Annotated in this window: 28 protein-coding genes, 5 pseudogenes and 1 riboswitch; of the genes and pseudogenes, 11 read left to right on the top strand and 22 right to left on the bottom strand. The window is 41.0% G+C overall.

The genetic code is table 11. From position 1 onward, the window contains the following. Positions 1-73: 73 nt before the first annotated feature. The 11 genes and pseudogenes from GJB62_RS33115 to GJB62_RS33065 form a co-directional block, all read right to left on the bottom strand. Positions 74-328: a hypothetical protein gene (locus tag GJB62_RS33115; RefSeq protein WP_114080822.1), complete on the bottom strand. Its 255-nt coding sequence runs from the start codon at positions 326-328 to the stop codon at positions 74-76. A 136-nt stretch (positions 329-464) separates the two neighbouring features. Next, positions 465-764: a hypothetical protein gene (locus GJB62_RS33110; protein WP_114080814.1), complete on the bottom strand. Its 300-nt coding sequence runs from the start codon at positions 762-764 to the stop codon at positions 465-467. Positions 765-894: 130 nt separating this feature from the next. Next, on the bottom strand, positions 895-1,713 hold the full coding sequence (locus tag GJB62_RS33105) for a hypothetical protein (protein WP_114080815.1): 819 nt from the start codon (positions 1,711-1,713) through the stop codon (positions 895-897). 124 nt (positions 1,714-1,837) lie between these two features. Further along, positions 1,838-3,091, bottom strand: a complete 1,254-nt coding sequence (locus GJB62_RS33100) for an MFS transporter (RefSeq protein WP_114080816.1) — start codon at positions 3,089-3,091, stop codon at positions 1,838-1,840. Positions 3,092-3,256: 165 nt separating this feature from the next. After that, positions 3,257-3,625 carry a GNAT family N-acetyltransferase gene (locus tag GJB62_RS33095; RefSeq protein ID WP_114080817.1) on the bottom strand — a complete coding sequence of 123 codons (369 nt, stop codon included), beginning with the start codon at positions 3,623-3,625 and terminating at the stop codon, positions 3,257-3,259. Beyond that, positions 3,553-3,777 carry a hypothetical protein gene (locus tag GJB62_RS33090; RefSeq protein WP_114080818.1) on the bottom strand — a complete coding sequence of 75 codons (225 nt, stop codon included), beginning with the start codon at positions 3,775-3,777 and terminating at the stop codon, positions 3,553-3,555. Before GJB62_RS33090 ends, GJB62_RS33095 begins: the two co-directional genes overlap by 73 nt. 7 nt (positions 3,778-3,784) lie before the next feature. Then, positions 3,785-4,906: a fatty acid desaturase gene (locus GJB62_RS33085; protein ID WP_114080819.1), complete on the bottom strand. Its 1,122-nt coding sequence runs from the start codon at positions 4,904-4,906 to the stop codon at positions 3,785-3,787. Further along, a complete protein-coding gene (locus GJB62_RS33080; RefSeq protein WP_159402656.1) occupies positions 4,906-5,145 on the bottom strand; it encodes a hypothetical protein in 240 nt (79 codons plus the stop codon). Before GJB62_RS33080 ends, GJB62_RS33085 begins: the two co-directional genes overlap by 1 nt. A 76-nt stretch (positions 5,146-5,221) precedes the next feature. Continuing rightward, complete coding sequence (locus tag GJB62_RS33075) at positions 5,222-5,662, bottom strand: hypothetical protein (protein WP_114080820.1); 441 nt, start codon at positions 5,660-5,662, stop codon at positions 5,222-5,224. Next, positions 5,646-5,855, bottom strand: a pseudogene (locus GJB62_RS33070) (GTP-binding protein); the annotation flags it as partial. The gene GJB62_RS33075 and the pseudogene GJB62_RS33070, both read right to left, overlap by 17 nt. Positions 5,856-5,906: 51 nt before the next feature. Beyond that, positions 5,907-6,077, bottom strand: a complete 171-nt coding sequence (locus GJB62_RS33065) for a hypothetical protein (protein ID WP_159402655.1) — start codon at positions 6,075-6,077, stop codon at positions 5,907-5,909. Between GJB62_RS33065 and GJB62_RS37755 the strand changes: the two are divergent. The 4 genes and pseudogenes from GJB62_RS37755 to GJB62_RS33045 form a co-directional block, all read left to right on the top strand. Then, positions 6,031-6,294: pseudogene (locus tag GJB62_RS37755) on the top strand (IS701 family transposase); the annotation flags it as partial. The gene GJB62_RS33065 and the pseudogene GJB62_RS37755 sit on opposite strands and share 47 nt — an antisense overlap. Positions 6,295-6,370: 76 nt before the next feature. Next, positions 6,371-7,843: an IS66 family transposase gene (locus tag GJB62_RS33055; RefSeq protein WP_159402428.1), complete on the top strand. Its 1,473-nt coding sequence runs from the start codon at positions 6,371-6,373 to the stop codon at positions 7,841-7,843. Between the two features lie 81 nt (positions 7,844-7,924). Continuing rightward, a complete protein-coding gene (locus GJB62_RS33050; RefSeq protein WP_209271510.1) occupies positions 7,925-8,533 on the top strand; it encodes a transposase in 609 nt (202 codons plus the stop codon). 57 nt (positions 8,534-8,590) lie between these two features. After that, the gene (locus tag GJB62_RS33045) at positions 8,591-9,649 is read left to right on the top strand and encodes an IS630 family transposase (protein ID WP_245245942.1); all 1,059 of its coding nucleotides are present in this window, start codon (positions 8,591-8,593) and stop codon (positions 9,647-9,649) included. Between the two features lie 240 nt (positions 9,650-9,889). Here GJB62_RS33045 and GJB62_RS33040 read toward each other — a convergent pair whose 3' ends face one another. Together GJB62_RS33040 and GJB62_RS33035 are read right to left on the bottom strand one after the other, a co-directional pair. After that, positions 9,890-10,864, bottom strand: coding sequence for a methyltransferase domain-containing protein (locus GJB62_RS33040; RefSeq protein ID WP_114086182.1), 975 nt, complete (start codon positions 10,862-10,864; stop codon positions 9,890-9,892). Between the two features lie 22 nt (positions 10,865-10,886). Further along, positions 10,887-11,141 (bottom strand): hypothetical protein, encoded by a 255-nt coding sequence (locus GJB62_RS33035; RefSeq protein WP_181852961.1) that lies wholly within the window; start codon positions 11,139-11,141, stop codon positions 10,887-10,889. A gap of 372 nt (positions 11,142-11,513) precedes the next feature. Continuing rightward, positions 11,514-11,657, bottom strand: a riboswitch (cobalamin riboswitch). A gap of 334 nt (positions 11,658-11,991) precedes the next feature. Between GJB62_RS33035 and msrA the strand changes: the two genes are divergently transcribed. Further along, entirely contained in the window at positions 11,992-12,483 is a 492-nt protein-coding gene (gene msrA, locus GJB62_RS33030) for a peptide-methionine (S)-S-oxide reductase MsrA (protein ID WP_114086183.1), read from the top strand. 242 nt (positions 12,484-12,725) lie between these two features. Here the strand turns inward: msrA and GJB62_RS33025 are convergent, their stop codons facing one another. Beyond that, on the bottom strand, positions 12,726-13,310 hold the full coding sequence (locus GJB62_RS33025) for a TetR/AcrR family transcriptional regulator (RefSeq protein ID WP_114086184.1): 585 nt from the start codon (positions 13,308-13,310) through the stop codon (positions 12,726-12,728). A 136-nt stretch (positions 13,311-13,446) separates the two neighbouring features. Here GJB62_RS33025 and GJB62_RS33020 point away from each other — a divergent pair, with 136 nt between their 5' ends. Then, positions 13,447-13,926 (top strand): GNAT family N-acetyltransferase, encoded by a 480-nt coding sequence (locus GJB62_RS33020; protein ID WP_114086185.1) that lies wholly within the window; start codon positions 13,447-13,449, stop codon positions 13,924-13,926. Positions 13,927-14,076: 150 nt separating this feature from the next. Here GJB62_RS33020 and GJB62_RS33015 read toward each other — a convergent pair whose 3' ends face one another. The 3 genes and pseudogenes from GJB62_RS33015 to GJB62_RS33010 form a co-directional block, all read right to left on the bottom strand. Beyond that, the gene (locus GJB62_RS33015; protein ID WP_114086186.1) at positions 14,077-15,396 is read right to left on the bottom strand and encodes a 2Fe-2S iron-sulfur cluster-binding protein; all 1,320 of its coding nucleotides are present in this window, start codon (positions 15,394-15,396) and stop codon (positions 14,077-14,079) included. Positions 15,397-15,489: 93 nt separating this feature from the next. Next, a pseudogene (locus GJB62_RS37750) lies at positions 15,490-15,567 on the bottom strand (glucose-1-dehydrogenase); the annotation flags it as partial. An 18-nt stretch (positions 15,568-15,585) separates the two neighbouring features. After that, entirely contained in the window at positions 15,586-16,113 is a 528-nt protein-coding gene (locus GJB62_RS33010; protein ID WP_114086187.1) for a DM13 domain-containing protein, read from the bottom strand. A 539-nt stretch (positions 16,114-16,652) separates the two neighbouring features. On the opposite strand from GJB62_RS33010, the pseudogene GJB62_RS33005 reads away from it, so the two are divergent. Further along, positions 16,653-16,757 (top strand): annotated as a pseudogene (locus GJB62_RS33005) (Rieske 2Fe-2S domain-containing protein); the annotation flags it as partial. A 28-nt stretch (positions 16,758-16,785) separates the two neighbouring features. Here the strand turns inward: GJB62_RS33005 and GJB62_RS33000 are convergent. Further along, on the bottom strand, positions 16,786-18,024 hold the full coding sequence (locus tag GJB62_RS33000; protein ID WP_114086188.1) for an AIPR family protein: 1,239 nt from the start codon (positions 18,022-18,024) through the stop codon (positions 16,786-16,788). A gap of 347 nt (positions 18,025-18,371) precedes the next feature. On the opposite strand from GJB62_RS33000, the gene GJB62_RS32995 reads away from it, so the two are divergent. Beyond that, positions 18,372-19,820 carry a Rieske 2Fe-2S domain-containing protein gene (locus tag GJB62_RS32995; RefSeq protein ID WP_114086189.1) on the top strand — a complete coding sequence of 483 codons (1,449 nt, stop codon included), beginning with the start codon at positions 18,372-18,374 and terminating at the stop codon, positions 19,818-19,820. A gap of 47 nt (positions 19,821-19,867) precedes the next feature. Here GJB62_RS32995 and GJB62_RS32990 read toward each other — a convergent pair whose 3' ends face one another. After that, the gene (locus tag GJB62_RS32990; protein WP_114086190.1) at positions 19,868-20,323 is read right to left on the bottom strand and encodes a DUF1392 domain-containing protein; all 456 of its coding nucleotides are present in this window, start codon (positions 20,321-20,323) and stop codon (positions 19,868-19,870) included. A gap of 405 nt (positions 20,324-20,728) precedes the next feature. Next, positions 20,729-20,866: a hypothetical protein gene (locus tag GJB62_RS32985; protein ID WP_159402654.1), complete on the bottom strand. Its 138-nt coding sequence runs from the start codon at positions 20,864-20,866 to the stop codon at positions 20,729-20,731. Between the two features lie 696 nt (positions 20,867-21,562). On the opposite strand from GJB62_RS32985, the gene GJB62_RS32980 reads away from it, so the two are divergent. The 3 genes from GJB62_RS32980 (at position 21,563) to GJB62_RS32970 (ending at position 22,840) form a co-directional block, all read left to right on the top strand. Continuing rightward, positions 21,563-21,772 carry a hypothetical protein gene (locus GJB62_RS32980; protein ID WP_147262607.1) on the top strand — a complete coding sequence of 70 codons (210 nt, stop codon included), beginning with the start codon at positions 21,563-21,565 and terminating at the stop codon, positions 21,770-21,772. A 382-nt stretch (positions 21,773-22,154) separates the two neighbouring features. Further along, positions 22,155-22,382, top strand: coding sequence for a hypothetical protein (locus GJB62_RS32975; RefSeq protein ID WP_114080961.1), 228 nt, complete (start codon positions 22,155-22,157; stop codon positions 22,380-22,382). Positions 22,383-22,444: 62 nt separating this feature from the next. Then, positions 22,445-22,840 carry a gamma-glutamyl-gamma-aminobutyrate hydrolase family protein gene (locus tag GJB62_RS32970; protein WP_348537544.1) on the top strand — a complete coding sequence of 132 codons (396 nt, stop codon included), beginning with the start codon at positions 22,445-22,447 and terminating at the stop codon, positions 22,838-22,840. On the opposite strand, the pseudogene GJB62_RS37745 reads toward GJB62_RS32970, so the two are convergent. Next, a pseudogene (locus GJB62_RS37745) lies at positions 22,802-24,343 on the bottom strand (IS481 family transposase); the annotation flags it as partial. The gene GJB62_RS32970 and the pseudogene GJB62_RS37745 sit on opposite strands and share 39 nt — an antisense overlap. 16 nt (positions 24,344-24,359) lie before the next feature. Next, positions 24,360-24,995: a recombinase family protein gene (locus GJB62_RS32960; RefSeq protein ID WP_167756042.1), complete on the bottom strand. Its 636-nt coding sequence runs from the start codon at positions 24,993-24,995 to the stop codon at positions 24,360-24,362. Positions 24,996-25,700: the final 705 nt, after the last annotated feature.

Below are 25,700 nucleotides of genomic sequence, written 5' to 3'. Positions count from 1 at the left end.
ATCCAGGAGTCAGAATTCAGAATTAAAAAGACTTTAATATGGTTAGAATACTCATCTATGATTTGATAAACATTTAATACTTATCTTCAATCATTAGCCCATCTTTAGTACGTTTTAATTCTTCCCAAAGTTCTTCAATCTGATTGAAAGCTTCTCCAGGAGGTAACTTTCCATTTGTTTCCAGATTAACAATATAGGCAACTTTCTGCGAAAATTCTTGTAAATTAGCGTTAAATGCTAGATTTTCTGGTTTTACTCTTCCGCAATAGCGATACCGAGTATAAATAAAGTTTTTTTGGCTTTCTTGATTCTCATTAAATTGTGTCATTGAACTTTTTCTATTAATTTTAAATTTTTTGAATAAAAACTGATTCATGCTTTGGCTTAAAATAATTTGTTTAAGCCCCGTTAAATATTCTGCCTACCTGTATATAAGACCTACAATACTTTGTTCAGCAATTACGCTAACTATTTCCAAGTTTTTTCTCAAAAGTTCTTTTTTTGGCAGCAGATAATGATTTTATAAACATCCACTCTTTATTTCTAATTGTGTTTAAGTAATTGTCAGCATAGCGGAAAGCTGCTGCCTTATCGTATTTTGCTATACTAAGTGCTTGCAACAGTACGTATAATGGAATTGCCACCTGTGTGAGCTTTTCGGCTAATATTACTGACTCTTCTTCTGTTGCTGCTACTATCGCTTCTAATGGTTCAAATTTTATTTGCTTATTTATACGGTTATCTAACATTGTAGTATCAGTCATAAATGCACCTTTAAAACTTGTATAATGCAGTTTTACTGAAAGGCAGCAAGAATGAATCCGTGTTTGTGCGGGACTTATTAATCAGCTAACTTCATAAATCCGCACAATTGCCGTAGCGAGCGCATTTTGATTAAAAATCTCGTTCGCCATCTTTTTCCAAGATGTCAATTAATTCAAACACTCGCATATTTTCTCCCGTCCAAACTTTATCTAGTAACCGCAAATTTTCAAGAGTTAAGTCATTCTCTTTCACTATCGATACATCTGTTTTGCCCAGTGCCATTAACAAATCTTCAAATACCACTAAGCCATTAAACTCCAAGCCTTGAATCTCGGCTGACGCTAAGGCTGACAATCGCTCACCACAAATCTCAATCATGAACCAATCACAAAAATCTTTTTCCAGCAATGGATGACGACCACCGATCCCTTGCATCAGCCATAGACCATAGATACTGGCTGTCGGATCATCCATTGTGGCTAAACGTTTAGCTGCCACCTTCCCAAGATTCTCAAAAAATCGCACACCTAAAGCTTTTTCTAACATCTGCATTGACTCTGGTAGTGCATGAGCTACAACAGAAATTTGGCTATTTTCTAGTTGTTTAGAATGATATTTTTCTAAATATTCATTTGCTTCTTTTGATGCCAACATCCTCCCATCTGGGTGTAAGTTGAAATCAACCACTGGCTTGAAACCTCCTTCAACTAGTTTTTGAGTCATGCTTGTCGATACATCCTTTACGGCTTGTTGATAACTTTCCTTGCCTACGTATTCTTGCAAGAACCAAACAAAATTTACATACTCTACTTGCACGAGAACTTCTTTGAGGATTATTGTCTCATCCTCTAATTGTGCTAGGGTTAGGATTTTTTGAATTTCTTGCAGATTTTGACAAGAAATCGCTTCTATCAATTGCTGTTTTAGGAGTTCATTTTGCGAATTCATTTATCTCAATGCTCAACGGCACTTCAGTGCGTTAACTATTCTACTGTTACCAATTAAATTATTTTGAGACAAATTCGTGTCATCGAGTTAAGCCTGTTTTACTTTTCAGCACCTGTTGAGTGCATCAAGATGATCTTCGGTTGTGTCCTGTAGCTCCTATGCAATCCAATAGTGGCATGAAGTACCAGCCAATCGCTGATGTGATCGCCAACAAACTCCCATTCAGGCTCAATACCCACTCGATGCTGGTTAATTCTGTGATTACACCCGCAATCAGTAACCCGAAAATTCCTGCGGTAAAAGCGATCGCACTGTGTGATGTAAAAACCTGTCCAGCTATTCGACTGGGTGTCACTTCTTGCAAAATCGTTTGTTCTAGAGGATTTCCTGCACCTAATAGCAAACCACCAAAACTAACCGATAGAATCAGCGCAGTTGGAGTTTCGACGATGGCGCACAGCAGAATGGCGATCGCAGTGAGAAGTAAACCGCTGTAATAAATGGCTGAACGAGAAAATCGTTTTGTCAACCTTGCGTAGGATAAAGCACCCAGGGTTGCTGCCATACCGAATCCAGCTAAACAAAGACCCAGTAGAGCAGGATTGGCAAATTTCTGGGTGGCTAACACTGGAAGCAAGAGACTGAGAAATGGCAGCAGCACAAAATTGAGTACCATGCCGCTAAAAGTGAGCGATCTTAGTTGACGCTGCTGGAGAATGAACCGAATTCCGGCAATTGGCTCAACCAAATCATGCTTAAACTCTTGATGGCGTGAACGTGGAACTGCGATCGCAAATACTACAGCACAAACAAAGAAACTGGCTGCGTTAACGAACAATGTATTGACAGTTCCAATCCAGCTAATTAACCCTGCGCCGACGATTGGGCCTAACAAATCTGCTCCATTTTCCAGACTACCGCGATACCCATTCACCTTGTCTAAGGGAATTCCCGCGAGTCTGACAAATTTTGGAATGAGGGTATGACGGGCTGAAACTGCTGTTGGATCAAATAACGCACCAACAAACACCAGCAAGAAAATAAAAATCAGGGACACTGATTTGAATTCGATAAAAATGAATGGTAATAATAAAACTGAAAGACTGCTAAAAACATCAGCTACAATGCTCACCTGCCATGCACCAAATCGATCAATCGCTTTTCCACCGATGAAGGCAGCCAACACAATCGGAATGATACTTCCTGCTCCAGCGATGCCAGTAGCGATCACCGAGTGCGTAAATTGCAGCACCAAAATGGGAATGGCGATCGCTGCAATTTGATTCCCCAGTTGTGAGAGGAATTCAGCACCGATGAGACAAATGAGGGGAAGTGCCTTTGGCGATATCTGCAAAGCAGCGCAGACTTTTGCAATCATGAGTAAGGTAGTGTTTTATCCAGTAAATGATAAGTCAAAACAATCACACCCGGACTAAAATTTCAAGTTGAACAATCTATGATTCAACCAAAATTTAGAAAGATTGTAAAAAATTGACCCGATCTCTAGTATGCTCTTCTCGAAAAGCCACTACTCAGATAAGCGTTAGGCATTGTCATTGCCGCTATTAACTGCTATGTCGAAATGCAACACGTCTTCGCGATCGCCCAACTTTGTATAAAGTTTAATGGCTGGATCGTCACCAATATCCGCCTGGACGAAAATGACATAAGCTCCAGATGCTGCTGCTACTTCCTTCAGCTTCTGAATTAATGCCGTTGCGATCCCCTGCCGTCGGTGTGCAGCGGCAACAGCTAGATCGTAGATGTAAATCTCACTGCGCTCCTGCTCGAACTTTTTAAGCTCGTATGCAGTAAGACCGCCAACGACTTCACCTTCTTTCAATGCGGCGATCGCAATGAAGTAGTCACTATCAAGCAGTTGCCGCAGATAGTCTGCACTAGGTCGGGAAATACTTTGTCGCCACTAATATCAAAAATAGTTACCCGTTCTAAATCCACAAAAAACATCCCTGGCTTGAGGAAGCTGTAGCGAGCCATCAATGCATTAATTTGAGATTTTAGTTGTAGTATTTCCTCACCTAAAGGAACTACCCCAGCAAACATAGAAGCTTTACGCTTCGTTGGCTCTCTCTAGGTCGATGGATTGTGCCGCTTGACGAAACGATGCTATCGACGTGAGGCGATTGGAGGGACAATCCCACAGAATGTATTTGAAGCAATCAGGAATATCTACCATTCGCAGCGTTTTTGCACTTCTAAGCAGGTGAATATTTTGATTGTGGCAAGCTTGGAGGTTGTAATTGGGGATTCTGTCGCAAAGATGATGAATGTTATGGTAGCCGATATCGGCGGAAAACCACTTTAAAACGGTGGGTAACTCCAGATAACTGCTGCCCTTAATTGTTCCTTCGAGATAGTCCCACCCTTCAGTTTTGTGGGCGTAAGAGCCATCAAAATTGTGCTGAACAAAGAAGACGCAGATGAGGATTGCCGCAGCACAAGTTAGCGTGATTGAGTAAACGCTCACGAAAAAACCAAATCCAAGAAAATACCCCAGAAAAATCCAGATACCGACTACACAAATGTTATTGAACAACAGATGCCAAAATTCAGCCGCAGTGTACCAATTTCTAGACTTATGAGAGGAGATGATTCGAGGTAAATCCATAAAAGGATCTTGCTGCAAGCAAGTCACTAGATGAGTGATAAAATCATATATTCCGGCAATCAGGGCGAGTCTTGGCTTAATCGCCACATAGAAAAAACCTCCCGGAAACATCATGAATGGATGCCTCAGTAATTCATAACGCCTTTGGGCAGATGGACTGAGGCGAGCAAACTCCTCAGTAGAGAGTAATGCACTAGGACCGCGATAGCGTTGCCAATCACCGTTGGTTTTGTGGTGATACGCATGTCCTCTTGACCACGGATATTGAGGGATCGCGTTGATCACCCCCAGAATAAAACCGATAATTTGATTAACCCTTTTTGAACGGAAGAGTGAATAGTGTCCGCAATCATGCATTAAAGAAAAACAACGCGCTGAAAACAGCGTCATCAAAACCATAGTAGGCGCAAGCAACCAAAAACAAATAGTAGCTGCTTTGTGTGCTAAAAACCATAAAACCACATAAGGCACAACCGTATTCAGAATTTGATAAGTTGCCCGCAAGTCTCTGCTATTCATGTAAGGACTCAGGACAAAATCCGACTTTTTCACTGCGGTTTCCATTAAATAAAACTTTCTCCTAGCGGCTGAAGTTCTTTTTGGGGTAAGTTGAAATAACTGGTAGCATTGACTTGACAGCGCCGCCTAATGTAGGATAGCGCACCTCCTACAAACGGAGATAGTCGGAATTTGTGAGTCTCATATAATAATCTATCGCTGCATTTTGATAGCAAGTAGGTTTCGGAATTTTGCTTAATTGTGGTTTGAGCATTGAGGAATAAAGTAAGTAAGCTAATCGTCATTCATTTTTCCAGAATAATTCGCTTTTAGTAAGGGCTTCAGCCCTGCTTTTATGCAAGTTAAATGCTGATTAGCTTATTAGGGCATTAAGCTTGGTTCAAATTCTGACCAACGCTTGCAAACTTGTTCGTAGCAATCGGATGGAGTAATTTTTAATTGGTGTAAAAAAGTAACCTCAATCTGAGGTTCAACTCTTAGCACCAGAAGAATATCTTGATGGGGATTGTATGTTGCGACTGCTGGGAAAATGGATGAGATTATAGATGAGTTAAGTGATTGTGATCGCAAGTAAAACCCAATTAGATCGCAGGGGAGAAACTGGAGGGTGAAGGGAACTGTATCAAAGTTTGTAATTGTTGACTGAGTAACTTTAGTATCCACATCACAAATAACAATTCCCCGCCCAAATGACTGAAATCCCTTCCATCCTGTGTAACCGATTACCAGCAGATTATTATGAATAAAACTATTTTGCCAGTAGCCAAAATTTCCTTGCCAAACACTATTGGATGGTCGCATTGACTTCCTCCCCCAACACCAATGATTCAATGCGAACCTGCTCAAGCTCTAGTCCAATCAATACTAATCGCGTTTGACGGGGTTCCTGGGGTTGCCAAAGATAGTCATAAAAGTAGTCAAATCGATTACCAACACCCTGTAATACCAGACGGATAGCTTTGTTTGGAAGTGGTACAAATCCATTAATTCGATAATTCATAATTCATAATTACGTTTTGTGACGGAGATTTAGCTAGGCCAGGACTTACGCATTGACAAAATAGGCAAAGAATGTATGAAATAAATCAGGAAGAAATAGGCGATCGCTAGCCACCAAAGGCATTGAAAGACAGATAATACTGAGGTTGTCTGTATTAAGGGTGAAGACTATCAGAGCAACTACGAAGCCATCGACCGCCAAGTGTGATCTCAACACTTATACTCTGTTTTTATTAGCAGAATCAAAGTACGCAGGCTGCACACGTTTGGCAGAAATCATGGAAGATTTGTCTCATGATAGTGTCAATAGATTTTTGCTGCGTGAGCAGTATGAACCAAAAGACTTATTTGATGAAGTTAAGCTCGATATCAACTTAGTAGGTGGCATATTAAGTGCAGACGATACAGTAATTGACAAGCCTCATAGTGACCCAAAATTAACAGAACTAAGTAAGGATTCAGGTGCTGGGGTATTGACAAGTGTGGTAGGGGAAGCAGAATATAGCAATTATGGAAAAAAACCTGCCACTAAAACTAGACACTGAAACCCTAAAACAGTTGGAGAAAGAGCAACTGGTAGAGATGCTTATGGAGCAGGCAAAAGCTATAGAACAGCTAAAATCCAGAGTAATAGAACTAGAATCTGTAATAGAGAAACTCAAAGTTAGTAGAGACTTAGACAGCACAACATCATCAAAACCACCGTCGGCAGACATCCTCAAAAAAACCGAGAAAAAACTTGAAGATGAAGCAGGGGAGAGTGAAACGCCAAAACGGAAACCAGGAGGACAGCCAGGACATCGGGGAAAAACGAGAAAGGGTTTTGGGAGAGTAGATAGGTTTGAGATATTAAGACCGCAAGTGTGTTTTTGTTGTGGTCAAAAGGAATTCAGTAACGAACCAATAAAAATAGAAACCCAGCAAGTAGCACAGTTGGTAGAAAGACCTATCGAAATCGTAGAATATCAAAGACATACCTGTATTTGCAGCGAGTGTGGGTCAAAACAAACAGCAGACTGGTCGCCAGAAATAGTACCGGGACAAGATATAGGAATCAGACTGCAAGCTTTCTTGGGATGGATAAATAATTACGGGCATTTACCATACGAGAAACAACAAGAATTGTTGTGGGAACTGGGTGAAATAGAAATTGGAGTCGGGACTTTAGTAGCCACAAATGAACGAATAGATGGTGCCGTAGCTCAAAGTATTGACAACCTTAAAGAGTGGATAAAACAAACCCAGCCGAATATCCATTCGGATGAAACACCTTGGGTAATCAAAGGGGTAAAAGAATGGTTATGGATTTTTGCCAATACCGATTTCGCTTTATTTCATGCGGCTGATACTCGTTCTCGCGCCGAATTAGAGGCAATTTTGGGTTCAAGTTACTCTGGTGTACTCAGTTCTGATGACTTTAGTGCTTATAACGGTTATCCGGTGAAAGCCCAACAGAAATGTCAGGCGCATTTACGCCGTCACTTCAAGAAACTCATCTTAATTCCTGGCTTGAATAACAAAGAGATTGGGTCAGCATTTGTCAGCCTGATAGATGAAGGTTTTAAAAACTATGCTCTCTTCCAACAAACTAAAAACATTGATGAGTTCTGGAGTTGGGCATCCGAGTTTAAAATAAAAGTTGAATCTTCCATTCATTCATGGATTGATAAAGCTGGAGGAGAAGCTGGTAAACTTTTACGCTCCTTACGTAATAAAGCTCATCAATGGTGGTATTTCTTAGACCACCCGGACATACCCCCTGATAATAATTTAGCAGAACGAACATTACGTTTAGCAGTCACAAAACGAAAAGTCAGTGGTGGTTCTCGTTCTATGAAGCGATTCCAAGATACTGCTAATTTATTGACTGTTATACAAACTTGTCGCCGTCAAGGACGCTCTGTAATTGAGTTTTTTGACCAAGCTATCAAAGCGATGGTTAACTCTTCTGTGCAGACCCCTTCTTTAATTCCTCTCGTTTAGACCTGAATCCTTACAGAACTAATTAGTTACGTTTATTCAGGAAGGCATCATCGTACAGTCAAAGGGATTCAACTAATTACCTTGTATTACACGGATTTATCAGGTAAATCTATACCTGTAAATTATCGAATTTATGACAAACAGGATGGTCAGACAAAAAATGATTATTTACGAGACATGATTACGGAGGTTTTAGTGTGGGGATTAGAGCCTCATACTGTGACTACTGACGCTTGGTATTCCAGTAATAAAAACCTGAAGTTCTTTAAAAACAAGGGATTAGAGTTTTTAACTGGTATAGCCAAAAATCGTTTATGTTCAGTTGATGGGAAAAATTTTATCCAAGTCCAAAATATAGAAATTCCCGAAACTGGTTTAATAGTGTATCTGAAGAAGTTTGGGCAAGTGAAAGTATTTCGGAGAAGTTTCAAAAACGAAACTCATAGATATTACATTATGTTTGTACCTGACAAGGATGCACTGTTTTTAATTTCTCTGACAGAGTTGAATGAATTACATTCAATTCATTGGGGGATTGAATGCTACCATCGAGCTATCAAGCAGGTGTGTGGAATTGAACTATTCATGGTGAGGAAGTCTGAGGCAATTAAAACTCACTTTTTTAGCGCTATCCGCGCCTTTACACAACTAGAATTAATGCGAACCGAAGAGTTAATTGAAAACTGGTAAGTAGGTGGTTACAATTAAATATAAGATAGAGAAGGTCTAAAAAATAGGTTCTACGAGATGTCTGCTCCATTGCGAGTTAGATTAACAGATTTAGAAGATTTGACGCTTTTGGAGTTACGGTCAGCGACAACAGTTCCTCAACGGACACGAGAGCGTGCCCACATAATTCGATTAAATGCCCAAGGATGGAATGTACCAGCGATAGCTAAAATTTTTGAGTGTCACGAACATACGGTACGAGCAACACTGAGGCGTTGGGAAAATAAGGGTTTGGGAGGACTGTGGGAAACTTCCGGGCGAGGAGCAAAGTGCAAATGGCTTGAGGCAGACTTAGCATATTTAGAGGATTGCTTAGAGGTAGAGCCCCGTACTTATAACAGTTTGCAGTTATCAGAAAAATTGGCTCAAGATAGAAATGTGCAATTGAGTCCGTCTCGTTTGCGACGTTTGCTCAAAAAAAAGTGGAAATGGAAACGCACCCGCCATACTCATAAGAGAAAACAAGACCCAGAAAAACGACGAATTAAGCAAGCAGACCTAGATACCTTAAAGCAAGCGGCAGTAGAGGGTTATGTCGAGCTTAAGTATCTTGATGAGTCTGGGTGTTGTCGTTGGAGTCCCGTTAGCTATAGTTACAGTCGTATCGGTAGCCAAAAACAAATGGCACAAGTTGGTAGCCGTGGTGGTCGCATTAGTATTTTGGGTTTATGGCAACCCCAAGTCAGTTTTGAATATGCCTTGGTTCAAGGTGGGTTCAAAACAAAACGCTACATCGAGGTTATGGATTGGGTTGCAGCTAAGGCACAAAACACTTTAGTTGAAACTGGTCGCATCAGTGTTATTGTTCACGATAATGGTTCCTTACATACCAGTAAGAAAGCAAAACAAAAATGGCTTGAGTGGCAGGAAAAAGGATTATTCGTTTTCTTTTTACCACCTTATTGTTCCGAAATGAATCGGATAGAGGAAGAGTGGCATCAACTAAAAACTCATGAAATTGCTGGACAAATGTTTGACAATAACTACGATTTGGCTATGGCAATTATTGATGGCATGGAAGCTAGAAGCGTAAAGGGGGAATATGCCCTTGAGCGTCTTATATTTAATTGTGCCTAGCTACTTATGAAGTCCAGAGAAATTTGTCTCTTCAGGTGGCTCGTGACTTCATTCTGGAACATCTTGAACAAAAGATGGGCTTGAATACACATGGTCATATTCCTGTCAATGCGTAAGTCCTGTAGGCTTCAATTGTGTTCTGCCTCTAGAACTAGGGGATTTAACCCCCCAAACTTATTTAAAATCCAAATATTCATAAATAGCTGCAATCGCTACCTAACCAAGCTTGAGGGATTTTGGTTAGCAAAAGTTTCTGTCCATGAATTCTGTGCTTCCATTTGCCCGTACAGCCCGGAACATTCCAAATCGACACAATCCTGTACCAAACGCCAAACGCATCAGTAAAAGCGTCGGTACCTCGCGCACAGACTTGATGAAACCAGACAGCCCAAAACGCACTAATCCCTCTGGTCGAGCCACTCCTTGCCAAATCGAATCGAACCAAGAAGGAAGGGTTTCTTGCGTCCAGTCTGCCGTAATTACCTCTCCTTCAACTAATTCTGTCCCTGCCAAAAGCTCAGAAAAGCCTTCAATGCTGGAAAAAGCTGGATGAGACCACTGATCGAGGAGTTGCTGCATTACTCGTTTCTCCCAAAAATTTAGTGGCTTTTGGCGGTCATCCCTCTGATTCCAGTCAGCTACAACCAACACTCCACCTGGCTTTAGCACCCGCATTAATTCTCTAGCAAAAACGGTTTTATCTGGCATGTGGGGGCCTGCTTCAATAGACCAAACGACATCAAAACTGGCATCTGGAAACGACAATGCCATTGCATCATCAACCGCAAACTGGGCGTTTAGCCCAACGGGTGTTAATTCCTGGGCACGTTTCACCTGAATAGGACTGATGGTAATCCCTGTGACAGCAAACCTATAATCTCGCGCTAAAATCCGACTGCTGCCGCCAATACCACAGCCAACATCTAAGACGGTAGTACCAGGGGGTAATTTTTCTATTCCACCCCATTTAACCATTTCATGTACAAAGTCAGATTTAGCAGCCAGAAAATCTTTTTGTCGTGGCGGTGAACCGTAGTGACCAAGGTGAATGTGTTCTCCCCAATAAAACTCAACAATCCCGTCAAGAGTCCATTGATCGTAGGAATTGGCAACTGTGGATGAGGATTGATACTTGCGGGCAGTTAGGAAATAAGCCGCAATTCCAATTACTAATAGCATCAGAAAACCAATTACAGAATATAATAAACTTGGCATTTTTTTGAACTATCCTGTACATCTATTTGAGTCGATCTAACGGTTTATTTATTGCTGCTCGTCCCGAATCAGACAAGCTATGTCGTAACCGCCCGACGGATGCAATTGCAATATAAATTATCCGATACATCGATATTGCAATGTTTTGAACATCTTGAGTAATTTTCCCTTTCAGTAGACTGGGCTTGTGTTTGCCTTGAGGGATACTCGTTTGTTTGACAAAGGGGTGAATAGCAGTAGGAATCTTCCCAGTTCGGTGAAGATAGAATTTCGACATGATAATTAACTGGAGTATTCATTTAGTAACTTAGCAATTTCTATGCGAGATTGGGAAAGTATTTGTTCAGTGGTCAAACATGACTATGTACGTCATACACGCCATTTTCTACCTGTTTTAAACAACTTCCACCTATTAGTTAATACAGCGTTTTTTTGTCGCAATGACTATTTACAAACGATACTCTCGTCTGGAGTAGATTACAGCGATCACTGGATCTCAAGACACAATTTGTACCGAAAATTAACCGCTTACCCTCTCATAGAAAGTCGTAATCTGTAGCGTCTTGATATGTGGCACTATGAGAACGTAAAGCTGATTAGTTGTATAAACCTTCATAAAAATACTTATCTGTGCCTCGCAGATGTACAAAATTTACAAGTCAACTTCGGCGGGCATTCTGACTCACAAGGCAAGCCTTGTTTACAGCTGCGGGACAGCGCCGGATTTACACCGGACTTTCCCCGTTTCCTCTAGTGGCTGTTCCCCACTAGAACCGAGATTCATCTGGATAATAACACAACTGCGATTTGCTTGCATAAAAATCAATGGTCAGTCTATACTTGCATTCGCTATTAATCGGGAAAAATCTCATTTTTTACCAAGCGTTTATTTTCTACTCAGCGTTGCAAGGTCGTTTCCTATTACTTAGTAAACATCTTGCAAAAGTAACAAATGCCAAAATATTGGGGTGCATAGTAAAGTTTACTGGGTTTGGGGGAATTCCATCCCTTTACCCTACTTCTGCAATCAATCTAGTCTAAACTCAAGTTATAAAATATTTTCTTATAAAGTATCTGTTTGATTTGATGAGTTTCATTTAAAATTATCACAAAAGAGTGTCAAAGATATGCAAAATACTAATCTACAAAAAGCGACATTTGGAGCAGGTTGTTTCTGGGGAGTTGAAGCAGCATTTAGTCAAGTAAAAGGAGTAAATTCTACAGCAGTTGGTTACAGTGGCGGACACTTTGAGAATCCAACCTATGAAGATGTTTGTAGAGGCAAAACTGGACATGCTGAGGCAGTGGAAGTGGAATACAATCCAGCAATAGTATCTTATGATGAACTGCTAAATGTGTTTTGGAATAAGCACAATCCCACAGAACCAAACCACCAGGAGCTAGATGTTGGTTATCAATATCGGTCAGTGATATTTTTCCAAACTCCAGAGCAGGAATTATTAGCAAGAGCCTCCAAGGAGCAGCTTGAAAATAGTTCTCGTTATCACAAAAATCCAATTGTGACGGAGATTGTACCTACATCACAATTTTATAGAGCGGAAGAGTATCATCAGCAATATCAAAAGAAGCATGGACGAGCGTCTTACAGGATAGGCTAATCTTTCACCGGATTGAGGGGCTATTAAAAGTCGAATGCTGCAAATCCTCTTACTTGCTATACATATCAGGGAACTTTGCTTGAAGTTTAGCCAGCTTCGGCAAGTCATTTATTACAACATAGTGATCGCTCGTTTGCTAGGTGAATTGATAAATAAAAATCTAGGATAAACTCAGGAAAAATCAATATTAATTTTTATTATCAAAATCAATGATCGTTTCGATATTATCTGTTCCTTGATGTTCAAGATGATGTCAGCAAACCATTGATATGTCGTAGCACAAGATATTTTTGTTGATCTGCGGAGAACTGCTCAGGATAAATGACAACACCAGTGCCAATGCCATCCACTAGGGCAATGAGTGCATTGGCTTCGAGGGTTAAATCAATATCGGCTCGAATCACCAAGGCTTCTTGTAAATCAGCTAACTCTTGACAAATAATCTGCCGTAAAAAGTCATAGCGTTTTCGGTGTTCTTGAACAAGGCGATCACGCCCTATAGAATAACCCAAAAATGCCACCCAAACCTTCCAATCAGCTTTGTCAATGTCCTCCAGAGGTAGAGCCACAAAAATCATCTGTGCTAGTCTGTCAATTCCCTGCCGTCCCTGGGCAGATGTTTTCATATCCTGTAGGACGTTTTCAAACACCTGTTCCAGGGCAAATAGGGTAAGTTCTTCTTTGTCTCGAAAGTAATGGGTAACAACCCCGGTCGAAGAGCCAAGTTCTTGCGCGATCGCCCGCATACTGGCACGATCCAATCCTTCACGGACAATCACCCGCCATGCTGCTTTAGTGACTTCAATACGGCGATCGTCATAACTCATAGCTCTCCTCGGTTTACAGCAACATTAAACAAGTATCTTGACATCTTATCACAACAGTTGTTATGTTTTAATGCTACATAACAACTGTTGTGATATTTACTCCAGAGACTAACCTGTTTTACACACGGAGTTTGCGATGATTCGACCGACCAGACCCGATGACACAACCGCACTGATTGCCTTAGCAGACGCAACCGGACTGTTCCAACCGAACCAAATTGAGGAGCTTGGCGAAATGCTGTCTGAGTACTTCAGTTGTAGCAGCGACAGTAATCGCTTTTGGATTACCGACGACGACAACGGGGCGGTGGGGGTTGCTTACTGTGAGATGGAACGGATGACTGATCAGACATGGAATCTACAGTTGATTGCGATCCGACCCGACCGCCAAGGGCAAGGACGTGGTGCGACCCTGCTACGCTACGTTGAGCAAACATTGATGGCACGCAGTGGGCGTGTACTGCTGGTGGAAACGTCGGGGACACCGGACTTCGAGCGCACGCGAGCTTTCTACCGTAAGTGCGGTTATGAGGAGGAAGCACGGATACGCGACTTCTATCAAGCGGGCGCTGACAAAATCGTTTACCGCAAGGCGCTGTCCGCTCAGTCGCAGTAAGCTTCCGAAAGTCCCAAAGTACTTCACGGGAAGGCCTTAAGTTGACTGAGATAACTTGCACAATTTTATATCTCCTCTAATAAAATTTTGTACCGATATTAAGCCTGATAGATAATATGCTTGATATTACTTGATTGTTAGAGGAATTTATTAAATATCCAACACCAATTTTGCAGTTCCAGGTTGAGAAATACAAATTAACACCGAACCCTTATCAGTTGTTGCAGTTGGTTCTTCTTGGTAAGCAACTACACCTTCACGGATGTTACACATACAAGTACCACAAACACCTACACGACAACTAAAAGGTGGATTAATATCATTGGCTTCGGCAAATTCTAGGATAGTGCCATCATTAGGTTGCCATGTCAAAGTTTTACCGGATTTGGCAAAGACAATTTCTGCAAATGTCTCATCTCCAGTTGCTCCCGCAGTTTGTTTATCAGACTGACTTTTCATCGGTTTACCAAAAGATTCAAAGAATACTCTACTGTCAGGTACTCCCGATTCCTTCAACCCTTGCATTATGGACTGCATAAAAGATGGAGAACCGCACAAAAAATACTCAGCTTCTTGTCGTATTAACTCTTGAATAAGAGCAGCATCAATATAACCAACACTGTGGTATTTACCTCTATCTTCAGGTGTAGGACGACTATAGCGAAAATGCATATTCAGATTATGATTTTGCCCTGCAATTTCCCTCACTTCATCCCGAAAAGCATGAAATTTTCCGTCTCTAGCACCATGTACAAACCAAATAGAACGAGTGGGATTAAGAAGACTACAAGCTTTCGCCATACTAATCATCGGTGTAATTCCCACACCATTGCTAATCAACACTGCGGGGATAGATTTCTGCACATCTAAAACAAATTTACCGTTTGGTGGTTTTGCTAGAATTACTGAACCTTCTTGAATACGATCGTGCATAAAGTTAGATGCTATGCCGGGCATAACATCTAATCCATTCGGTGCAGGTTCCCGCTTAATAGAGAGGCGATAGTATTCACACTTTTCAGGATAATCTGAAAGTGAGTAAGTACGAATTACAGGCTTATCCTGTCCAGGTATATCAAGTTTGATGGTTAAAAATTGCCCTGGTTGAAAGTTAGGAATTTCCCCTTTATCTTCAGGTTGTAAATAGAAAGAAGTAATTTCTTCGCTCTCTTTCACCTTACGAACAATAACAAAATTTCGCCAATCTTGCCAAACATGACTATCTGATGCTTTGAGGTCTGAAGTAGATTTGTTTCCACTTACTTTGCTTGTATAAACTAAGCCAAGTACTCCACCACTAGCTACTCCAAACAGTGAAGAATAGACACCAAATTGATAGGCAGATTTAGCTTTGGCATTGGTTACTCCAATTACAACAGCAGCAGATAAGGTAATTATCGAACCAACTGTAGCTGCTGCGGCTATACTTCTGACTAATGGATTCTTAATTCTTCCCAGACTTTCTAGCATCGTTGTTTCCTGTCTAATACTTTTAGTGATGTTGGGCTATACCTGCGAAGATGCAGTAGTAGGTGGAGGAATAATTTCAAGACCATACCTCAAAGCCGCAGCCAGAAACGCGACTAAAGAAGCAACGTCTTGCGGTTCACCCAAACGACCAAGCGGAATATTTTTTTACAATTTGTTGGTTAATATTTACTAACTCAAACTAGCAGCGCCAAAAGTAGCATTAAACTTGCGGCACCAGATAGCGATGGATTTGTAGTCTGCTAAATTGATGTTTTGAGGAATAGAATATGTTTGAGCGCCACTATATTTTTGTAACGGAGCTAGGATAAAATAATCTCCGTTTTTTAAAGAATACGATGGTGGCTTAGTTGAATTAATCACATTATCTGAACGATGCAAAATTACTACTAAATCTGGCCCTGATTCAGAAGTTTGAAATGACTCATCAAGCTCTAGAAATGATTTGCCGTCTTTAGTGGCAATACTAACTTTCCCTTGAGTTTTATGTTCTCCAGAAACAAATGTGCCTGAATTAATAGGAGTTGAATTTGGAGATTGTGCTGACTTGGCTAACGGTTTTGCCTGACTTAAAGACACGGGAACAGTGGCATTTACTGCTATAGGACTTTTATTAGCCTGGTTTTTTGAGACTTCGCGGACGCAGCCAAACATGACAAGAGAAGAAAAGCCCAGTATTAATAAATATCTTAATTTCATAATTTTAATTTCTCAATGTATTAATCAGCAATATATCAGTTCCCGATCTAGTGAGGTACATTTTCAAAGATAATACCCTTGTTAATAAAGATTTGAGTGTTCCTTAGTCATTTGGGAAACACTACATAGCTCTTGGCTCGAGCTTTAAACTGATTGTTACTTAAATAATTAATCTAAAAATGATAAATATATAAGGATTGATATCTAAAAAACTAATATTTTCCTTAGAAAGTTCTTACAGGTTTCTCAGCAAAATTTAAGTTTTTAGGTTATGGGTGATTAAGTATAAACAAATATACAGGGCTTTCTCAGATATGCTTTTTCAAATCTATAGCCAGATATAAAACAAATTTTATCAGCAGCAGTGCCAATTTACAGCGAATTGCAATCAAACGCGCCACAAATAAAAGTAATACTAGGCTTTGTTTTAGGATTTATTTTTGTGGCGGGTTTAATCAAAAACTGCTGTAATCATATCTTTGAGGCTGAGGTAGAAAAACGCACAGCAGAACTACGAGCAGCGCAAGCCAAGCTTCTTGAACAGTCCCGACAAAAGTTGGGACTGTCCTTGTCACGGTTCACGTTTCAGTTTCAATGGGGAAGTTTTACACGCCCCGACAGTGAAAGATTTAAATAAATTTTAGCTTTAACAGTTGACTATGAAGGGTTCCATCATTTCTTATCTGCTTGCAAACGCCTTTTTCTACCTTGTGTCACCTTCGCTTCTGACTCTTCCTTACTGGAGTTAACCATTTTCATCAAGTGCTGATTTAGATAACTCTGCGCCGAAATGTACAAACTTTCCCAAATCTCTTGATTGCGGCTGATTTTTGTACCGACTGTATTACCTGCTGTTTTCTCCGACACCAAATATTTGCGGAAATAGTTATTCCACAGATGTTGGAGGAAATCTTCGGCAAATTCGTTAAAAGGAATAATCCATTTATAGTCTTTATCCAGAAATACCCGATAAGACGCAATTATCGGTAATGCCAGGTCAGTTGGCGCACCAAACCCGAATGAATACTTACTGTCCGGCAACAATGTAGTTTTACGTATATCTATTGATGCTAAATCGTTAGCACCCTTTCTTCTAGGGTTGCTGATATAGTCTTGGATTATCTCGTAGAGTCTTTGCTCTATCCATAAAGCATGAGTTAGCAAAGGCAGTAAAGCGGTTAATCTTTCCCTTTCTGTGTCTGTGATGTTACTTGGAAGACTCATCCCTGCTGGGTGTTTGGTTCGTTTATTGCCGTCGGGGTTGTATTTATTTCTGTCGAGGCAGTAAAGGAGCTTGAGCAAATGGGTGACATTGCACTGGGCATTTCTGGGAGCGCCGCTTTGATTCTGGTAATAGGCAATGCGGAATTTCCTATCTTCTGCTCTCTCTAACTGGACTAAATACTGCTTAATGAATTTGTAATCACCCCTGGCGTTGACTTTGGAGCGAGAATCTACTGGCGTTGTAGTATTACTTGCCAGGGCTATATCTTTAGCTGATTCTTCAGTCAGTCCGATGTGAATCGTAACTTTTACTCTGGCTTCGGTTAAATTGTAGTTGTAATTTTTCGCTTGCTCAAATGCTAAAACTGTATGCCCACCGTTGATAATCCCATCGCTACCGCCCTCGTTAGCTTCTAAGACTTCTAGCTCTAGTTCAGTTTTGTTCTTGACAGGTTTAGTTTTATTGGCTGACAGAACGATTCCACTGTGGCGAGAGAAGAATTTTGCAGGTTCGGTCGTCAGGGAGTCGAAGATTTGTCTGTAGGTTGCGCTTTTGCGGTTGGGTTCCCGGATGTTCGGTTCTAGCGGTAGGTCTATAGGGAACGAGTCTACATGGGCTGTGGTGATGATGCAATTGGGGTTGGCTTGAATATAGTTATCTATCTTGATGTTCCAAGTCTTGGGCATACAATGTGTGCAATGTCAGGGGAATTTCTATATTAGCGCTGCTGTAACCTTAATTATTCTCTTTCTTCACGACTAATAAGCTACTAAACTAACTGAATAGTTTTCCCCAACGCGAAGTGTTCTCTTTGGTTGTAAGAGAACCTACCCCCTTGGACGGTTACATTTCATTCAGGCATACCCAAAGTTTTTAATGTTAAAACTTTTACGATTCCTTTGTCAAAAATTTTCTGCTTTAGCTGAGACCACTTGAGACCAAAGACTGATTTCTCAATTTCTTGACACCAATAGGATTAAAAAGTAGCTACATTTTTTCTGGATAGAAAATAATATATTTTTCAATTTTTACCATGTCCAAAAGTATTTTACCTCAAGAGGTTTCTCAACAACAAATAACATCCCAAACTAGAGTAGTACAAGAGTCTTCTGCTGGGGGACTAGATCCAGATAGATTCGATTGCCAAGAAGTTTGGTATCCTGTTTGTTACATTGAAGACTTAAATAAATCTCAGCCAACTCGCTTCACCTTGCTAGAGCAAGATATTGTTCTGTGGTGGGACAAAAATGAACAGACATGGCGGGCATTTATAGATCAATGCCCACACCGTTTAGCGCCCCTTTCCGAAGGCAGAATTAATCATCAGGGATGGCTAGAATGCCCTTATCATGGCTGGGCTTTTTCGGGAACTGGTAAGTGTGAGATGATACCACAACAAACACAACAAACAAAAGCAGAAGTTTCTCAAAGAGCTTGTGTGACAACACTACCCACCACAGTTCGTCAAGGAATGTTGTTCGTCTATCCTGGTCGAGCAGAGAATGCAGTTCAAACTAAAGTTCCTGTTGTTGAACCACTAGAACTTGACCCAAATGGTTGGATTTGCCTTAACACCTTTAGAGATGTACCCTACGATGCCCTGACATTAATGGAAAACGTTCTTGACACCAGCCATATTCCTTACACTCATCACCGTACCGTTGGGAATCGGGCTAACGTGTCTCCAATAGATTTAGAGATTATAGAATCGGGAAAGTGGGGGTTTAAAGGGACTTGGGCAGAAGGTCCGCGCAAAGGAACTTTAGGGCGGCAGGATACTACATTTATTGCTCCGGGATTGATGTGGCACGACCTCACCTCCAAGCAGTATGGCAGGACACTAACAGTAGTCTACGCAACTCCTATTCGTAAGGGAGAATGTCGCTTATTTGCTCGCTTCCCCTTCAAGTTCTCATCTAATTTACCAGGACTATTTCTGAAGCTGACTCCGCGCTGGTATTCTCATATTGGTCAAAATCGCGTCCTTGAAGACGATCAAATTTTTTTACATTATCAAGAACGCTATCTCGAAAAACTTGGTGGTAGCGCCAACTTTACTAAAGCTTTTTATTTACCAACCAAGGCAGACCTTTTCGTATTTCAGTTACGTTCTTGGGTAAAGCAATACAAGGCTGAACCATTTAAAGTAGAGTGTCTAGCACCACCGCTATCAAAAGAAGTCTTACTCGATAGGTATCATTCACACACAAAAAAATGTGCCAGTTGTAGACCTGCTTTAAATCAGATTCAGCGTTTGAGAGCAGGAGTAGCAGTGACGACAGCCTTAATTTGGGGGGTGCTTCCCTTCTTGATGTTGATTCCGAATCAGATTTCTATTATCACTGTTGTTGTTTCAAGCCTAGTTATGATAGTTGGGGTTTTAATTTGGCTTGGTTTGGGCAAGTTGGAGCAACAGTTTTATCAAGGAGGGGAAATCCCACCTAGAAATCTGCCAGAGAAAAATCAGCAGAATTTTCGTTAAAAGGAAATTACCAGCTTGCAGTTGGGTTACGTTTAATTAGTTTACAGTCATACCTTCACTTTTACTAAATCCACATCTGCAAGCCAAATAATTCTACTTTGAGCCAATTCTATTTCTGACAAGCTTGGGGAACGCCACTCTACTGCATAAAGCCAATTGTTTTTCAGGCAAAAAACCCCTTGGATAATACGACGTGTTGGTTTTTCACCAAAATCAACTTCCACCACACCCCCTAATTCAAAAACTGGTGTCGCAACTGTGGCTTTTTCCACCAACTTTGCCCCCAAAATTTCTTTTTGAGGCAAGTAGAGTATTTGACGACAGCAGACAATGGCATAAATCCATTCCTCTCTCTCCCATTGCACACCACAACAGTAGCCTGATATATCAGAGCTTGATAACAAGACTTTTTCCAGGATTTGAACTGCTAATGATGGCATGGCTTTTCCCCACGGACCAGAACTATGCCAACAAGATTCTAAAGTGACAATTTGGTTAATCATGCAAAGCAATCTCTTTTTTATACATAAACTACTCTGCTCTTGTCTAATCCGGATGTAATTTCAAAATCTAGTCACAGCAGCAATAAGCGTAAGCTAGTATGACGCATAGCTATTTGGAGTCATATCGATATCGTGTCCAGCTAAAGACTTATCCTTTAGACCACAGGGGGCAGGGGGAAAGAGGCTTTTCCGATTTTTGCACAGATGCGGTAATCATAAGCGATTGACCGGACTTGATATCAGTCAAAGAAGGTAAGGTCTAACGACAAACCTGATGCCAAACAAACAATCCAAGGTAGGGTTCCCTCAAATTCGACTGGCTCATCGCTTTACCTTTACCTAGATTTAACAGTTATATATGTATTCAATTGATGAATGCAAATGTGAATTCATTTGCTCTCAAAATCAATTTTTATCTCTAGCTTGCAACATGGGTTGAATTTTATACTCATAATAAGCACATGTTGGACTATCAGCTTTAATCATTACTTCGTGGTGATGACAGTACAAAATTTCGGTGCTTAGTTTGGTAAGGCGGCTCATTGGGCAATCTTCACAACAATTAAACATAAATTTCGATTATTAAATTAGCAAATTGGCAGTTTTATTCTAGCGTGGCAAAACTAGCTAGAGCAAAAACTTAAACGTAGTAAATTCGTTATTATTGAAAATTTTGGTTTACCTATTTACGCCTATTTCAATCATGAAAAATCTACTCTAGCGAGTTTTACCACTCTAGGTTTTATTTAAACCCAAGCAATCAAAGAACAGGGAATTTGTCTGTTTAATTTTTAAACTAAAGGTTGCAATCATAAAAGTAACTAAAGATAGATGTATTTTCAACGTAACTAGCAAATTTTGTTAAGCAAATAGTTTTGCTGACATTAATTATTAGGGTGTAGCGTTAATAGATTTCAATGGACGAGTAGCAAACATAACTTTTTGCAATTCTTATTATTAGCTCTACTTTTCTTCCTTGATTCCCTGGTTGACTGGCAAAAGTCTGAGTTCAAAAATCTGAAGCAGAGAAAAAAGGAGGCCAGACTTCCATAATGAGTAATTTCGCCGTACTCTAGCTGGTGGCTAAACACAGATAGAAAAACAGATGGAAGCGACCGAGCGTTTATATGATGACTTGCTAGCACTGCTGAGTCAATCGAAAACATGGGCAGATATAAGGCACTTAAAAACACTGGTTTGGATGGTAATTGCATTAATTTGCTCGGGGAATGTATAAATTTGACTAAGTGGGATATTTATGTCCAAAGTCGAGCATTGTTTGCCCAGAGTCGTCAGAGACGGTTTAGCCGATGGCTGCATAATAGTCGTATCAATGTACATTCAGTTTATGGAACCATCATCCGCTCTGCGGTGAAAGACTGGAAACAGGAAGTGATGGTACTGATTTTAGACACGACAATGCTGTGGAATGAGTATTGTATAGTATGAGTATGCGTAGAATATCGTGGACGCGCAGTACCTATGGGATGGCGAGTACTGCATCACAAAAGTAGTAGTGTGTCGTTTGAAGCTAGCGTGGCAAAACTTACTAGAGAAGAGTAGAAATCCTGTAATCTTGACCTTGTAGGGAAATAATGGTGCAAAAACTTGGCAAGGAAAAGTCTAAAACCAGAGGCAACATCGTTTGAAGTACTCGATTGTGTTCAAAAAAAATGTCCTTCGTGCGGGGAAGCAATGTGGAATGAATTAAATACAAACATCTGTATAAGAGTGATCGGCAGCACCTACTATACAATTACTGCTGTATGATTGGCAAGATTAGTAATTATCCCCCTAATAGACTATCAGTCCATCAACTGGGCATAGATTTATGAGTAGTTTGCTTTTATTATTAATAGGTTTTGGAATTTTTTTCTTGGCTTGGAAGACTCAAGATGAAATTAATCGCATTACGGCGATGTTTAGCGGGACAATTTCTCTAATTTGGGGGTTAGCTCTAGCTCCATTGTCATTGCAATTATTTATTGAGATTGTTTCACTTCTAGCGGCTTTCTCTGTTTGTATGCGTTGTTTAGGTTGTGGCTCAAACCGCAATTGATTTTTCAATTGATAATTTTTTAATTCCCTAACTATTTTTTAAATTTTTAAAAATCACTTGAATTGCAGCTTGGCAAGTTTGTTCTTGAACGTTATCTGCCGATATTGGGTATTTGCCGGGGTTTACAAATTCTCATCGTCGCCTGTGGGGGTACTCTAATTCCTCACATTCCAGATGTTTACGGTACATCTGCATTACATCGTCTAGAGCCTGAACCTGGACGACGTTTACCGACAGAACATCTTGTCACCATAGATGTAGAAAGCCGTTTAGCTGACTGTTTACAGAATTTTCGCATATCTGTAGTTTCTTGGCATCATCAAGCGGTAGATAAAGTACCCCCTGGTTGGCGGGTTGTTGCTCATGCTTGGGATGATGGAGTCATTGAAGCTGTGGAGCATGAACACCATCCTTGGGCCATTAATATAAGCCATCTGTTCAGAGGTGAGTTTGGCTAATGGGCGTGCCAAATAATCGGCGATCGCCAATTTTGCTGCAATGACCGTGCTGAAAGTTAATTCTTGAAACGGGTTGGGGTCAATAAAAGGCTGTACCTTGAATGACGTTGTATCCTTACTCAGTGAGGGTATGCCTAATGTGCCAATAGCAGAACTCGGTAAAGACAACTGTTTAGCCAAAGATTCAATCCGGTCAGCTCGTTTTTGCGTCCGTGTTTTTTTGAAACTACGGTAGCGATGTAGGGGAATTGGCCCATCTACAGGAAGAAAAGGCCCGTAGCGACGCTCTCCGTGTTCTACGTAAAGTTCATTATCAAACAAGCCCCACCACAGAACAACAGTTTCTCCAGCCAAATCTGGTTCTACCTCATAAGCCACTCCCTCAACCGTAACGCGAGCATCGATGCCCACCTTGCGGCGCGAGGGTTCGCGCGCAAATGTACAAAAACGCTCCCAATTACACATTTGACGAATGCCTCCCGTAGGTAAATTGCTAACCCAGTCCTCCATCCGGGAATGAGGTTCACTGCGATGGGGTCGGCTATTGTAATGGAGCAAAAACTTCATCAACCAAGCGTTCGCTTCAGCTTCAGTCTCCGGTTCATACAGGTGGTAGAGAGTTTCGTGCATTTCTTTAACAGTGCGAAACGGTCGTTCTACCTTCCCCTTAGAACGAGCTGTCACCCGTCGTCCATCCTTGCCATTAGGTAAATGGGTACGTACTTCAATCCCCAAATAACCCATAACTTTTTGAAACACTAAGCTCTTAGCAATGGGCCCATTGTCCATGTACAGCATTTGAGGAATGCCTTGAAAGGGAAAGTCTGTCTCTTTTTTGGGTGACATGGCAGCAAACATAAACCGCAGTGCTGCCTCCACATCCTCACCGTAAACACCGTGGTATTCTTGGTATGCAAAACCACTACGGTCATCCACGACACTATAGAGCATCAACAAGGGATGTCCACGTCCCGGTTCTAGGAAGGCTGGTGCTTTTACGTGCTTGAGGTCTGATGGACTGAGGTCAAAATGCCAACATTGATTGCTATATTCTGCCTGGAAGCGAACAGCAGGTGGTTGTCGCAGCAGGGTATCGCGGTCGTAACCCCATTTGTTGAGATAACGATTGACGGTGGTTGGTTTGAGCAAACCGACTGGAACGGTGACATGACCATCTGGTGTGTTGATGCCATCTTCTTCCAATAAGCGAATTGCTTGCACGGTAGATAAATGGCGACCTTTGCGGTTAGATGTGCGTATTTTAATGGCAGCAATGATTTCGCAGTATCGCTCTAGTCCGGCTTTAGGAATCACACGCGGGACATCACAATCAACGCGCCGCACTGGGCGAACAACATTTCCTTCTCGTAGTGTTCGATACACAGTATCTTCGGAAATGCCATACAGTTGAGCTATTTCTTGGACTAATACCCGACGAGATGGACTGCGCGGTGGTAGCTGCTCTAAGCGGCGACGTAGGTCTAAGATTGCATCAATTGGTATTTGTTTCTTGGGCATCTTATAACTTCTCCACCAATTTGTCGTGGCGTGAGTGGAGATGTTTGCGTGCCAACCAATCATAGAGGGTGGAGGGTGAACAATCGACCAGTTTTGCAATTGAGCGTTTGCTGATCCCTTTGGCTAGGTAGCTGCGAATTTCTGCTTCCCTTGTGTCCAGTTTCAAATGTGCAGATTGTCGCCCTTTGGGTCGTCCTAACGTTTTCCCCTCAGCTTTTCGTTTGGCTAGTGCTTCGGTTGTTCTGAGTACAATCAATTCACGTTCAATTTCTGCTGCCAAGCCCAAAACCGTTGCTGTAATCCGGCTTTGCATTGAATCATCCAATACCATACCTTGTTTGGCGATATGGACGTTAATTCCACGGCGCACGCAGCACTCTAGCATTTCTAATACTTGTAGAGTAGAGCGTGCCATCCGACTGACTTCTGAGAAAATTACTACATCGGATTCAAGGGCAGTTTGAGTCAGTAGTTGTCCTACACCTCGCTCCGACCATTTCTCTCGTCCAGAAACTGTGTCTTCAATAAACTGGATGGGACTCAAAGCGTGTATGTTGGCATACTCCAAAATGCCATGTCGTTGGTTGTGTAGGTCTTGTTTGTCACTGGAGACTCTCAAGTAAGCATAAATAACCATAGCCATATTGGCTGTCGGTTTAAACAGCTTTATGTATTTAATTGAACGGTATTAGTCCAAATTAAACCACGAAAAGCGTACATATATGTCCAGTAAAAAAGTTCGTATAAACTGGACACTTCTTGAGCCATAAATGCTGTAACTCAATTCCCATAAGGGTTACGGCTTATTTGCAGTTAATGTGGTTTGAAAACCCTTGTTTGCAGTTTGAAAATTATGTTTGCAGTTTCATTTGCAAATAATGTGGTTTTGAGACCCCCCTTATTTGCAGTTAATGTGGTTTCAAAATCGCCTTGTTTGCGGTTTGAAGCATTTATGTTTGCAGTTCGCTACAATTAGCTTACCCAAATTAATCGGTGCTGAAAATTTTTTCTGCAATTGCAATTATCTCTCCTATTTCTCCCCTATTTATCTTTAAATTCAAATCACAAGAGCAGAGAACACCATCTAATACAGGCGGACACTCTCTGTCGTATTAGAACCTATCCCACTAACAATATTTGTGTCACAAAGCTTAAGCTTATCGAGAACTGACTACGAAAAATTAAGGTTTTTAAGCACATTTTACGAAAAGATGTAGAGATTTTTAGAGTTACAGCGCTTCCCGCTATTATGCAATACAGTTTTTCTCCTTGCCCTTTCCTAGCATAGCTTTCAGTTTTGAGGATGTACCTCATAGCTGCCGGAAGTGCTGTATGGGACAAA

The sequence above is a fragment of the Nostoc sp. ATCC 53789 genome (assembly GCF_009873495.1).
Taxonomy (GTDB): domain Bacteria; phylum Cyanobacteriota; class Cyanobacteriia; order Cyanobacteriales; family Nostocaceae; genus Nostoc; species Nostoc muscorum_A.
The sequence above is the reverse complement of the archived record's forward strand: the minus strand, read 5'-3'. Positions and strand labels throughout refer to the sequence as shown.